This is a genomic window from Chryseobacterium sp. A301 (assembly GCF_054489425.1).
Window position 1 is genome coordinate 62,868 of sequence record NZ_JBTMWY010000004.1, and the last position, 12,631, is coordinate 75,498.

At 41.3% G+C, this 12,631-nt stretch carries 13 protein-coding genes; 6 read left to right on the forward strand and 7 right to left on the reverse strand.

What is annotated here, in order from left to right; genetic code table 11:
* Nucleotides 1-60: 60 nt before the first annotated feature.
* The 5 genes from ACX3PU_RS08005 to gldC form a co-directional block, all read right to left on the reverse strand.
* Nucleotides 61-1,482, reverse strand: a complete 1,422-nt coding sequence (locus tag ACX3PU_RS08005) for a CCA tRNA nucleotidyltransferase (RefSeq protein ID WP_459084476.1) — start codon at nucleotides 1,480-1,482, stop codon at nucleotides 61-63.
* A gap of 92 nt (nucleotides 1,483-1,574) precedes the next feature.
* Complete coding sequence (locus ACX3PU_RS08010) at nucleotides 1,575-2,123, reverse strand: L-threonylcarbamoyladenylate synthase (RefSeq protein ID WP_459084477.1); 549 nt, start codon at nucleotides 2,121-2,123, stop codon at nucleotides 1,575-1,577.
* A complete protein-coding gene (locus tag ACX3PU_RS08015; protein ID WP_459084478.1) occupies nucleotides 2,111-2,626 on the reverse strand; it encodes a DinB family protein in 516 nt (171 codons plus the stop codon). The genes ACX3PU_RS08010 and ACX3PU_RS08015 overlap by 13 nt, the downstream gene beginning before the upstream one ends.
* 48 nt (nucleotides 2,627-2,674) lie before the next feature.
* Nucleotides 2,675-3,820 carry a cystathionine gamma-synthase gene (locus ACX3PU_RS08020; protein ID WP_459084479.1) on the reverse strand — a complete coding sequence of 382 codons (1,146 nt, stop codon included), beginning with the start codon at nucleotides 3,818-3,820 and terminating at the stop codon, nucleotides 2,675-2,677.
* Nucleotides 3,821-3,826: 6 nt separating this feature from the next.
* Nucleotides 3,827-4,153, reverse strand: a complete 327-nt coding sequence (gldC, locus tag ACX3PU_RS08025) for a gliding motility protein GldC (protein WP_459084480.1) — start codon at nucleotides 4,151-4,153, stop codon at nucleotides 3,827-3,829.
* A gap of 262 nt (nucleotides 4,154-4,415) precedes the next feature.
* Here gldC and nadE point away from each other — a divergent pair, with 262 nt between their 5' ends.
* The 3 genes from nadE to ACX3PU_RS08040 are packed head-to-tail and all read left to right on the forward strand — an operon-like array spanning nucleotide 4,416 to nucleotide 6,069.
* The gene (nadE, locus tag ACX3PU_RS08030; protein ID WP_459084481.1) at nucleotides 4,416-5,204 is read left to right on the forward strand and encodes an NAD(+) synthase; all 789 of its coding nucleotides are present in this window, start codon (nucleotides 4,416-4,418) and stop codon (nucleotides 5,202-5,204) included.
* 13 nt (nucleotides 5,205-5,217) lie between these two features.
* Nucleotides 5,218-5,754, forward strand: a complete 537-nt coding sequence (locus ACX3PU_RS08035) for a ribonuclease domain-containing protein (RefSeq protein ID WP_459084482.1) — start codon at nucleotides 5,218-5,220, stop codon at nucleotides 5,752-5,754.
* Between the two features lie 21 nt (nucleotides 5,755-5,775).
* On the forward strand, nucleotides 5,776-6,069 hold the full coding sequence (locus ACX3PU_RS08040) for a barstar family protein (protein WP_459084483.1): 294 nt from the start codon (nucleotides 5,776-5,778) through the stop codon (nucleotides 6,067-6,069).
* 155 nt (nucleotides 6,070-6,224) lie between these two features.
* Here ACX3PU_RS08040 and ACX3PU_RS08045 read toward each other — a convergent pair whose 3' ends face one another.
* Both ACX3PU_RS08045 and ACX3PU_RS08050 read right to left on the reverse strand, forming a co-directional pair.
* Entirely contained in the window at nucleotides 6,225-7,385 is a 1,161-nt protein-coding gene (locus ACX3PU_RS08045; RefSeq protein ID WP_459084484.1) for a hypothetical protein, read from the reverse strand.
* A gap of 56 nt (nucleotides 7,386-7,441) precedes the next feature.
* A complete protein-coding gene (locus ACX3PU_RS08050; RefSeq protein WP_459084485.1) occupies nucleotides 7,442-9,994 on the reverse strand; it encodes a TonB-dependent receptor domain-containing protein in 2,553 nt (850 codons plus the stop codon).
* A gap of 201 nt (nucleotides 9,995-10,195) precedes the next feature.
* Here ACX3PU_RS08050 and ACX3PU_RS08055 point away from each other — a divergent pair, with 201 nt between their 5' ends.
* The 3 genes from ACX3PU_RS08055 (at nucleotide 10,196) to ACX3PU_RS08065 (ending at nucleotide 12,612) form a co-directional block, all read left to right on the forward strand.
* Nucleotides 10,196-10,873 (forward strand): response regulator transcription factor, encoded by a 678-nt coding sequence (locus tag ACX3PU_RS08055; RefSeq protein WP_459084487.1) that lies wholly within the window; start codon nucleotides 10,196-10,198, stop codon nucleotides 10,871-10,873.
* 53 nt (nucleotides 10,874-10,926) lie between these two features.
* Nucleotides 10,927-11,907 (forward strand): sensor histidine kinase, encoded by a 981-nt coding sequence (locus ACX3PU_RS08060; protein ID WP_459084612.1) that lies wholly within the window; start codon nucleotides 10,927-10,929, stop codon nucleotides 11,905-11,907.
* Between the two features lie 129 nt (nucleotides 11,908-12,036).
* Nucleotides 12,037-12,612 (forward strand): IS1096 element passenger TnpR family protein, encoded by a 576-nt coding sequence (locus tag ACX3PU_RS08065; protein WP_459084488.1) that lies wholly within the window; start codon nucleotides 12,037-12,039, stop codon nucleotides 12,610-12,612.
* Nucleotides 12,613-12,631 lie beyond the last annotated feature (19 nt).

Genomic DNA, 12,631 nt, shown 5'->3' on the forward strand with positions numbered 1-12,631 from the left:
GAAGTATAAAGAAGAACAACAAAACCACCAGAATCAAATGATTTGGTGGTTTTGTTTGTTTTATTTCTGTTTTACATTTAGTTTTTCAGCTTCCTTAATCACATAGGAAATCGCCTGGGATTTTTCATTTTCAATTTCACCCTCTAAAATAGCTTCTTTGACTTTCTCCTTTAGGATTCCAATTTCACGTCCGGGGGATAGATTGAAAAGTGCCATGATTTCTTCTCCAGAAACAGGAGGTTGAAAATTTCGAATCTGATCTTTCTCTTCGACTTCCTTGATTTTGCTAGCCACGTAATCAAAATTCTTTTTAAAGTTACGCTGTTTTTTTGAATTTTTGGTGGTGATATCGGCTTTGCATAAAGTGAATAGATCCTCCATATCTTCCCCCGCATCAAATAGCAAACGTCTAAGGGCACTGTCAGAAGTATCGTCGGTAACCAGTGAAATAGGTCGAGAGGATAGTTTGACAAGTTTTTGCACATATTTCATGTCTGAACCTAGTGGAAGTTTAAGTCTTTGAAAGAGCGTTCTTACCATTTTTGAACCTAGGTATTCATGGCCATGAAAAGTCCAGCCTATTCCATCGACGAATTTTTTAGTGGGTGCTTTTCCCACATCGTGGAAAAGAGCGGCATAGCGCAAATATAAATTCTCTGTGAACAAGGAAATGTTGTCCACTACCTCAAGGGTATGGTAGAAGTTGTCTTTATGGGTTTGTCCCTCAATTTCTTCTACTCCTTTTAGCGCAACAAGTTCGGGAATAATTAGGTTTAATAAACCCGTTTCTTCCATAAGGCGTAGGCCAAGGGACGGTTTCTGTGAAAGCATTATTTTATTGAATTCCACCATGACCCTTTCCATGGAGACAATTTTTATTCGCTCTGCTTGCGTCGTAATGGCGGCTAGGGATTTGGGTTCTATCGTGAAATTCAAGGTAGAAGCAAATCGGAGCGCACGCATCATTCGAAGGGGGTCGTCACTATAGGTTTGCTCAGGTTCTAAAGGGGTTCGAAGGATTTTGTTTTCAAGATCTTCAATGCCAAAGAATGGATCAATGAGCTCTCCGAAAGACTCAGGATTAAGCGAGATCGCCATGGCATTGATGGTGAAGTCGCGACGCATCTGATCGTCTTTTAAACTGCCAGATTCGACATTAGGATTGCGGCTGTTTTCCGTATAACTTTCCTTTCTTGCGCCAACAAATTCAAGTTCAAGCCCCTTGTGCTTGAACATAGCCGTTCCATAGGTTTTAAAAAGTGAAACCTTTAGATTGGGTCCAAGTTCCGATGCCACGGCCGTGGCAAGTTCTAAACCAGAGCCTTCCGTGACAAAATCAATATCTGTAGGTGTGTCTCTTTTTAATAAAAGATCACGCACATAGCCTCCCACAATATAGGCGGATTGGCCCCGTTGCTCGGCGATTTGCGAGATCGTTTTGAAAAGCTTGAAATTTTTATTTTGTACTAAATTGAGTTTCATATTGACAAAAATCCTTGGATTTAGTAAGGACAATGGGTGCTCCAGGTGTGGCAAAGTTCCCTTCCTGGCAAAGATACGAATCCTTTAGAAAATTACTCACGTATCACGTGGATTCGATTGTCACTCCAAATGCGAATGATGGAAGAACCTGAAAACGTAGAAACGCGATCTTGGTCCTGATTGACAACAAAGTCAACATTAGAGACAATGTCTTTATGGATGTCCGAAAACTGCAGAGGACTTTTGTCGCCACTTAAATTGGCTGAAGTGGAAACCAAAGGGCAATTTATTTTTGAGATTAGTTTTTTCAAATAGGGCTCTTTGGTTAAGCGAATACCTATGCTCCCGTCGGGTGCCAAAAGCTCTTTTGGAAGGCCCTTCGGCTGGTCGTAGACTAGGGTCAGTGGTTTCTCCGCAAGATCGATGAGTTCCCAAGCAATGGAGGGTACTTCCACGAGGTCCATCAATCTTTTCTCGTTTTCCACTAGGATGATCATGGATTTGCTCTTTTCTCTAGACTTAATCTCGTAGATGCGAAGAATGGCTTCTAGACTAGTAGCTTTGCAGCCTAAACCCCAAATTGTATCGGTGGGGTAAAGAATGACCCCGTCGTTATTTAAAACCTCAATTACTTGTTCCATGGTGCCTTTTGAAAATAGCGAGTTTTAAGAATTTCATGATGATGCAAATGATGGCCTAACAAGAGTTTGCCAAGTTGTTCGACTTGGATTTCGTGGCCGTTTGCTACGCCGGAAAAATGCAGACTCTCTTTTGGGAGTGCTTGAAAAAATAGGAAAGTAGATTTTCGTACACACTTAAATTCTTCTAGCATCTCAGAGAGAGGGCGAGCATTTGCCGCCGCATTTTGGGCATAAAGTTCCTCGTCCCATCCTTGCAGTGGCTGCGTATCCTTACGTGAAAAGCGTAGGGCACGGTAAAGGAAAATCCTTTCGGCATCGATAAGATGTTGCAAGACTTCTTTGATACTCCATTTGCCATCTTGGTATTGAAACAGGGCCTGCTGGTCGGAAAGTGGACTAAGCAAGTCTAGCGTTTTTTGTTTAGAAAGAAGGAGTTGTTGCTGCCAATTTTCACTGGAGGTTAAAGAAATATAGTTCTCTAAATATTGAGTAAAGTCTGTCATGGTACTAAAATTAGATCAAAAAAGAACGGCAAGGCCGTTCTTTTTACTTTAAAAGGATAAAGCGTTTTCTAAGTCGCTTAGCAAATCATCTGCATCTTCAATACCGACACTTAGTCGCACGAGATCGTCTGTAATACCTAATTCTTGTCTTTTTTCTGCAGGAATCGAGGCATGGGTCATGGTGCTAGGGTGGTTGGCTAGAGATTCCACACCGCCAAGACTTTCTGCTAGGGTGAAAACCTTGATAGATTCTAAAAATTTCACAGCCTGCTGTTTGTCATTGGATTTAAAAGTAAAGGAGACCATTCCGCCAAAACCATTCATTTGATTTTGAGCAAGATCGTACTGAGGATTTGATTTCAGTCCGGGGTAAAATACCTTGTCTACTTTGGGATGCTGCGCTAAGAATTCGGCGACTTTCATTCCGTTTTCGCTATGACGTTCCATTCTAAGGGAAAGCGTTTTGATTCCTCGCAAAACTAAATAGGAATCGTGAGGTCCTAAAATTCCTCCGCTTGCAAATTGGATGAAATGCAGTTCTTCTCCAAGCTCTTTGGTCTTGGTAATTAAGGCTCCAGCGATCACATCGGAGTGCCCTCCTAGATACTTGGTAGCCGAATGCATTACAATGTCGGCACCCAGATCAAGTGGGCGCTGAATGTAAGGCGTAGCAAAGGTATTGTCCACGGCTACCAAAATATTTTTGCCTTTCACAAGAGCTGCCACTTTTTTAATGTCCACTAACTTCATTAGCGGATTGGTGGGAGTCTCGAGCCAAACAAGCTTTGTGTTTTCTTGAATCACTGAGTCTAAATTCTCTGCGTTCTCGAAGCTTACAAAAGAAAACTCTAGTTGGTATTTAGAAAACAATTTTGTGAACAATCGATAAGTGCCGCCGTATAAATCATCCACAGCCACAATGTGATCGCCTGGATTTAAAAGTTTTAACACGGCATCGATGGCAGCAAGTCCTGAACCGAAGGCTAGACCCGTGTGGCCATTTTCAATGCTTGCAAGAGAATCTTCTAAGGCCTGTCTTGTGGGATTTGCGCCTCGTGAGTATTCATATCCTGCTTTTAATTTTCCAGGAGTTTCCTGGGCAAAAGTGGAGGTTAAGAAAACGGGTACATTTACCGACCCGGTATGCGGTTCATGCTGTTGACCGCCATGAATAACTTTGGTATTAAATTTCATCGTTCTTTACATTTTAATTGCTGATTTGTTGGCGAATTCTTCGGCCATTTCTTCCATCCATGCGGCTACGTCTTCCTCACCAGAAGCTCTCGAATACGTACTAGCAAGTGAAATTAGAACCTGATGGATAAACATCTTCATTTGATCAAGCGGCATGTCTTTCGTCCACAGATCGATCCGCAAAGCCTCCATCGTACGATCGTCCCAAACTGAGATCATTGTCGCTTTGGTTGGCTGTTTTTCAACTCCGCCGTCTTGGGCATTCCATAAGATGGATTCTGGCACGTTGTTTTCGTCTAGTTCTACATCAAGTGTGATTTGCGTCTTTTTCATTTTATTAAAATTCTCTGCTAAGCATTTGCTTAGGGATTAGTGAGAGTAAGTGGGCTTGCTTGGGAAATGTGGATTTTTTATTTCTGTCCATTGTTTAATCAAAATGAGAATCAAGAGATTCAAAATTTCTGATTAAAAAAATAAGACATCCCACCCAATCTCTGCATGTCATTTGTTATCTTTACCACGTAATATAATTTACAAAATTAAGTAAAATAAAAGGACTTGCCTCGTTGCAAGGTTCGAAGTTCAAATAAAAAAGATGCAAAGCGAAAAAATAATTAATCGGATCGTGGACTGGCTAAAAGAGTACGCTCATAATGCGGGTGTGAAAGGCTATGTGGTTGGTATTTCAGGGGGAGTGGACTCCGCCGTAGTTTCTGCACTATGCGCAAGAACGGGACTTGAACTTTTGCTTTTAGAAATTCCCATTCGTCAGAAAGAGTCTGAGGTGAACCGAGCTTGGGAGCATATAGAAGATTTAAAGAAGAAATATAGTCATGTGCAAGCTTTGAAAGTGGACTTAACCGATCCCTTTGAGAATTTGGAGGGCACGCTTGAATCGAATCTTCCGGTAAGCGACAACCGCCTAGCCTTAGCCAATACCCGATCGAGGTTAAGAATGCTAACGCTTTATTATTATGGACAAACTCAAGGGTTGCTCGTCTGTGGTACAGGAAACAAAGTGGAAGATTTTGGCATCGGTTTTTATACCAAATACGGAGATGGAGGTGTGGATGTCTCTCCCATAGGAGATCTTTATAAAACAGAAGTCTACAACTTGGCGCGAGAATTGGATTTGGTAGATTCAATTCAAAATGCCATTCCCACTGATGGGCTATGGGACGTGGAGCGTACCGATGAGGACCAAATTGGAGCTACTTACAAGGAGCTTGAAGCCATTCAAAAAGAATGGGGAGAAAAGTCGCAAGACGATTATCAGGGACGAATGCTCGAAGTCTACCAGATTTTTAAGCGCATGAATTCTCAAGCGCAACATAAAATGAATCCAATTCCTGTTTGCGATATCCCGGAACAGTGGAGAGATTAAAATAAATTGACAAATGAAATCAGATCGAAATAAAAAAATACTTTTTTTCTTTATCGGAGCCATGACCATGTTCATCGCCCTGTTTTTTATTAATTCTGGAGATTTTCGAGATCTTACAGGCCAAAGTAGTGGGACGATAATTGTGCCGGACGCAAGCCCACAGCAAATTGAACCCGTTCAAAGCGCGATGGAAAATAAGGATGTCGTTTTAAAATCCAACGAGGACATAAAGGAATTAACCCGGCAAGACCTAGTGATTTCTTATGTGAAAGAAAATGGGCAGCTGCCCTCTTATTATCTTACGAAATCGCAAGCAAAACATAAAGGGTGGATTGCCAGCGAGGGAAACCTTTGTGAAATTTTACCTGGACAGGCCATCGGAGGAGACATATTTGGCAACCGCGAAAAACTCTTGCCGATTGAAAATACCTACATGGAAGCAGATGTAAACTACAACTGTGGCCAAAGAGGGAAGGATCGGATTGTCTTTACCAAGAAAGGAGAGGTTTGGTTAAGCAAAGACCATTACAGATCATTTCAAAAACAATAAGCCAAAAATCTTTTTTAAGTTATGGACACAAACCAAGTCTTTATCGACTTCAGCATCATTGGAGAAGAAAGTGAATTCTATAGTCAATTGAAGGAAAAACTAACTCTTCCAGATTATTTTGGGGACAATTTAGATGCACTCCACGATTCCATTTCAAGCGAGGTAAAGCTTCCTCTTCATATTGAGTTTGTCAACATGAGTGTGGATCAGCTTGAGACGTTTGAAGGGCTTATTGAGACGCTTGAAGATCTGGAGGAGGAAGTAGATGACTTCGAGTTTTCCTATTTTTTGGAGCAGTATTCGGACGAAGACTAGCTTTAAAGAGAATTCTTTTTTAAGTTTAGAATGGAGGGAAGATCGAAAGGGTTTTCCCTATTTGTTTTGGCTTTAAATTGAGCCTTTATCCAAAGGCACAAAAAAAGCCGCCAGATTGCTCCAACGGCTAAACCATTTGAATTATAACAGTTTGATTAAAGTCCAGACCAACCGGTAGCCCAAGTTGGTGTTGCAGAACCTGCACCTGCGCCCGTTGCGCTTGCGTTCACGCCAATGGTTAATGCAGGAATGTCCATAGATATTCCAAGTGAAGTTTTAGCAGAAGCTTCTTTTCCAATGTTCACATATTTTACGTTGGTAATTTTGCTACCTCCTAGGAAATGACTTAAGGTAGAGTCGTGTTCAAAGTTGAATCCTGTGCTCCATCCGTCTAGTACGATGTTGTCAAAGGTTCCATGGCTACCTACTCTTAATTTAATTCCATCAGATTCTCCAACTCCTGCAAATCCAATAAAGGTTGCATTTTTGATAGTAGGATTTGATCTTGGATCCGCATCGTTGTTGTTAGAATTGTTGTCCGCTTCAATCCCACGGTTTCCGATTTTATCTGCTCTTCTTTTGGTATAGATCCCCGTAGCAGTACCGTTCCATCCTTCTGTCCAGTCAAAGGCATCGTCCTCGTTGTAAACAGAGACAATATTCGATACATTCACAGTTCCTCCGAAGAATTCGATTCCATCATCAGATCCGTTGATTAAAGATACGTTGTCAATTTTGGTTCCGTTACCTACTCCGAAAAGAGAAAGTCCGTTAAATTCTTTTTCAGCGGTAAATAAAGCTCCTGCATATTCGATTCTCACATAGGTCAATGAACCTGAGTTATCCGAAGCATTGGTTCCTCCGTACTGTGTATTTCCAACTTCTGCCGTCGCTATAGTTCCTTTGTTGATTGGTGCTCTGCCGCTTAAAACGATACCTCCCCAGCTTCCTGGTGTTTTTGCACTTGACGTGAAGACAATCGGTTGTGTCGCTGTACCGTTTGCGAAAATCTGTCCTCCTTGCTCAACGGTTAGGTATGCTGCAGTTCCAGCGGTTGCATTGAATTGAGTTCCTGCAGGAATGACAAGTTTTCCACCTTCTTTTACGTGAATAGCTCCTGTAATTGTATAGGTTTGGCTAGCGTCTAGCGTTACTGTTTCTCCTGATTTAACTTCTCCTTTAAAGTCACTTGGATTCGTTGCAATCCCTGTTGGGGGAGCAATTACGGGATCGTTTGAATTGTCACAAGATTGAAGGGCAAGACCTGAGGCAATTAGTGCGCCAAGGGTCCATACTTTTAGTTGATTTTTTTTCATTACTTTAAAATTTTGATTTATTAATTATTTGTTTGATTGATTGTATTAAAGGGGGGTTAGAATTCATAAGAAACGCCTGCGCCTAGAGAAATTCCTGTTTTGAACTCTCGGATGGTGTGGTCTACCGTCGTGTTTCTTTGGATTCTCGAGAAAGTAGGGTTTAATAGGTTTTTCCCACTAAAGGTTAATCCAATTCCATTGTTGAATTTAATTTTAGCGACCGCATCCAGAGTATTGATTGACTTGTCGATTTGGTTTCCAAGTCCTTCATAACCTAAAGCGTAGACATTGTCAGAAATATGAGAGTAGGATACTACAAAGTCAAGAGTTTCACCACGGTTTCCTTTTTGTTGCCATCCTAGATTTACGTTGGCAAGGAAATCAGAAGCGCCGGTCATGTTGTCTTGGTCTTTAATGAAGTTCACGGCAACAGTTGTGTTTTCCCTGCTCACTTTGGCCGCATCAAGATCTTGCGTGGTGTGGAGGTAGGTGGCATTGGCAAAAGCATACAACCTCGTTCCATTTCTTTCATACAAATCCTTACGGATTTCTACTTCGGAACCGAAGATTTTCCCCGTATCTCCTACGTTAACAAAAGAGGATAAGTTCGCCGAAGAGGCTACCGTCACTCTCGCAATTGGATTTTGAATGAGTTTCGCAAAAGCAGTAATTGAAATTAACTCACTTTTCTTAGGAAACATTTCCCATTTCAAATCCACGTTGTAATTGTCAGAAGGATAGAGATCGATATTTCCATAGCTAGAATCGTCAATGTCTTCATATTCAAACGGGGCTAGTTCCAGCAATAGTGGGGATGTGTAGGTTTTGGAAGCGGAAAATCGTAAGTTCTGCGTATCGTTTAGGACATACTTTAAGTTAAGTGCAGGTAAGATTTTTGTGTAGTTTTTTTGAACTTCACCTCCGTTGGAAAAGATTGCGGTGTTGTAAACCATGTGCTGGTCCAGGTGATCCACTCTAACTCCCAATTGTCCAGTGAAACGATCACTTATTTCATAGTCTAAATTGGCATATCCAGCATTGTTGAATACTTCTGATTGGTAAAACTGAGGAATAAGAGCCGCCTGCCCATTGTGTAGGATGTCTCCCCTAAAGGTAACAATGTCAAAATAAGCGCCAGTCTGGTAATTCCCTAGATTGAAAAACGAGTCGTAATTGCCAGGGTCAACATAGTAGTTGAAAGGTGCAAGCTTCACTCGGAAGTTGTACTGCGTAGCTTGGAAATCACTGTCCTGATATTTTGTATTGTATCCTAAGGATACCTTTGCTCTGTCGCTAAGCTGGTAGTCAAGTGATAGGTTTCCAACGTAGTCAGACTGAATTAAGGAGTCAAAGTATCGGTGATTTACACCTGGGTTACTACTCGCGAAATAGCTTTGGGAGCTTGCGCGATCAAATACAGATACGTTTTGTTGACGGTCTGGATGTTTACTGTCTAGGTTGTTATATCCTAAATTCCAATTCAATTTTAAATCGTCTGCTAGCGCATGCTCGCCTCTAAGTTGGAGAACAAGAAGGTCGTTGACTTTCGTAGCCGCACGACGCATCTGCGTATAGCCTGTGGTTTCGGAAGGATCGTCCAAGAAATCTCGGTTGTGTCCTTCATAGAATCCTAATTTTTGGTCTGTTGTGTGGATGTAATTCCCTGTGAAATTAACAGAGTTTCTCGAATTCATACGGTAGTTCAAATTGATAAGGCCCGTAGTGTTTGTCGTATATTTGAATTCTTCGCTTCGAGAGTAAAGTTTGTTGGAGGAAGTGCCACTATCGTATGAGCCTCCGAAAGTACCTTGAGCATATTGATGATCATTTTCAAAAGCACCATATCCAAAGACGGAAAGTCTGCCCTCTGATCCTATTTTGAAGTTGCGACCAAAGTCGACAGCCAATGAGGAATTGATAGGGGTGAAGGTTTCCTGGTTTTGAGTTCCTTTTGTAAAGGCAAATCCTTGGGCTAAAACAGCATTATCAGTAGGCTTGGTCGCGCCATTCCAGCCAAAGAAATTAAGTCCTTGTGCTTTGTAGAATGTATTTTGCTTAAGCGTTGAGAGGTTTGCAGAGCTGGAAAGGCTTACTTTAAAATAAGGTTTTCCCGTATGAATTTTAGATACTATATCGACAGTGGCTCCAGAGACATCGCCCCAAAGTTTCGGATGATAGACCTTGTCTAGGGAAAGGTAATCAATCATGTCCGTTTTCAAAATGCTCAAATCGATGTTTTTGAAAGAGGGATCGTTTGAAGGAATCGAAAGTCCGTTGATGGTCGTTGCATTGCTACGGTCTCCTAGTCCACGGATGAAGATCTGTCCAGATCCTTGTTGTTTTTGAGTTCCTGTTGCTTTGGTTACCGCAAGGGAAACATCCCCAATTCCTTGTTTCTCTAATTGTAGGGAGCCTACACGTTCGATGACTTCTAAAGAGCGTCGTTGGGTTTGAATAAGGTTTGCTTCTGCGCCTTTGTTCGTGGTTCCACGGATCACAACCCCTTCAATTTTCTTTTCGGTTCTGATTGTGTCCTGGGTTTGTGCAAACCCGTAAGTAAAGGAGGCGGATAGAAAAAACGCCGCGATACTTATTGTACTTCTTTTCATTGCTTTTCGTTTCTGTTATAATTCGCCACAAAGGAACTCAACTTGGAGGTCTGAGGCGGTTTACGAATGTTTAAATAATCTTTAATAAACCTTTACGAGATTTAGGGCAATGTTAAGTTTCTGTAAACACACGGCGAGGCCAGTGTCCCAACTCAATGAAATTAGCTAACTTTACCTCTTTAATACATCACCGCTTTAAAAATGAGCCGAAAAAAAATTCTTTTAATTGACGACGAGCACGATATTTTGGAAATTCTATCGTATAATTTAGAAAAGGAAGGCTTCGAGGTCTTTGCTTGCGATAACGGTACCGAAGGGATTGAAAAGGCGCGGGAAATTAATCCAGATTTAATTTTACTTGACGTGATGATGCCGGAGAAAGACGGGATCGAAACCTGCCAAGAACTTCGAAAAATCAAATCATTAGAGTCGACCTTAATTGTATTTTTGTCAGCACGAGGAGAGGAGTTCTCCCAACTAGCAGGTTACCAAGCTGGCGCAAACGATTATGTCGTCAAAGTCATAAAACCAAAGATTCTTATTTCAAAAATTAATGCTCTTTTGCAACTCACAAGCAAAAGTGAGGAGGTGAATAATGTACTGGAAGTAGGGGATTTAATTATTGACAAGGATAACTTCCGAGTCACGCAAGAAGGAAGAGTATTTCTACTCCCTAAGAAAGAATTTGATCTGCTATACCTTCTGGCTTCTAACACACAAAAGGTTTTTAAGCGAGAAGAAATATTGGAGAAAGTTTGGGGAAATGATGTGATCGTTGGGGAACGTACTATTGATGTGCACATTCGCCGACTACGCGAAAAATTAGGTGACCGCCGTATCCAAACCCTAAAAGGAATTGGATATAAGTTAGTGGTCTAATTTAAATTTCAACTTCTGTTTTGAACCGTCTCTCCTCCATCGCGGCCCTTTTCATGACGTTAGCTATTACGGCTATCGTGCTGATGTATGATTACTATAAAGGTGCCTATGATGGTCCTAACGATAATATTCTGCTTTTTATTATCAGTATTTTGCTCATATTCTTTATCACCTATGTAGGTGTGGATTATTTGGTTCGTTACTATTCTCGGAAGCAAATTCAAAAAATGGCCACAGAGCTTCCGAAGGATTTTTTTGCCGATCCAAATAACATTGGATTTAAAGAGCTTTCGGAAAAGCTCAATCGCAGCGCGAGTGAACTCGATATGATTAACGAGATGGAAACCTACCGAAAGGAATATATCGGAAATGTTTCGCACGAACTTAAGACCCCGCTATTCTCTATTCAAGGATACATTGAGACCTTGATTGATGGTGCCGTAGAGAACTTAAGTATTCGCGATAAGTATTTAACCCGTGTAGGGAAATCAGTAGAGCGACTCTTGACCATTGTGAATGATTTAGACATGATTAACCGTTTTGAGGCGGGAGAGATAAAGTTAAAGGTGTCTAAATTTGAAATCCATAGCTTAACGCGTGAAGTCTTTGATATGCTTGATTTAGATGCCCAGTCGCGCAATGCGAAATTAAGTATTACAGGAGCCTTACCCCAGGTCTATGTGCTCGCCGATAAGCAAAAAATCGAGCAGGTGCTGATCAATTTAATCTCCAATGCGATTCATTACGCAAATCGCCAAAAACCTCAAATTAGTGTCCGTACGACCGTTTTAAAAAGCAAAGTTTTAATCGAGGTCGAGGACAATGGGATGGGAATCAAGCCGGAGGCTCTTCCTCGTATTTTTGAAAGGTTTTACCGCGTCGAATCCAGCCGAAATCGCCGCGAAGGCGGTAGCGGACTTGGACTTGCAATCGTGAAGCATATCTTGGAGGCTCATAACGAGTCGATTCACGTGGAAAGCGTATATCTAGAGGGCACTAAGTTTGGCTTCTTTCTCGAAAAAGCCCCGGTGTAGGGTCGGAATTTAATTCTTTTTTTTGAATTTATTTTTACAAAATTCTCCAAAAGGATTTTGCAATTGTTATATATTTGCAGCTCTAATCAGAGCAAACGAATCAATAAAAATTAAAGTGCTGAAAAGACTATGGTTTACAAAATCCGTATTATTTTAGATACAAGGGAAGACATCTTTCGCGATATTGAAATCAAAGGGAAACAAACTCTATGGAACTTGCATTTAGGAATCAAAAGTGCATTTTCTCTTCAAGGCGAAGAGCTGTCCAATTTCAACTTATTAGAATCCGACGGGACTGTTTATAAAAGCGTTCCTTTAGAAGACATGAGTGATTTAGGTGACGGGGAAATTATGTCTGATATCTACGTAAGTGAAGCCTTTGAAACAGCGGGCGATAAAGTACAGTTTCAATATGGACTCTTAGATTTATGGGAGTTTTTCTTGGAACTCATTGAAATTAACGAGGAGAAACCTTCGGTTAACTACCCCATAACGGTATTTCGATTTGGAAATGTGCCTCTCAAAGCCCCGAGTAAGCAGGGTCCAGCCAAAGCAAAAGGAAGTCCGAAGGTAGGTGGAGAAGACGATGAATTCGGTTTTGACGATGATTTTGGGGATGCCGATTTTGATGACGATTCGCTCGACTTTGAAGACGATGAAGCTGAGGGGTATTCTGATTCCTCTTTTGAGGAGGATTTGGATTAAGAGGCCTATAAACACAAGC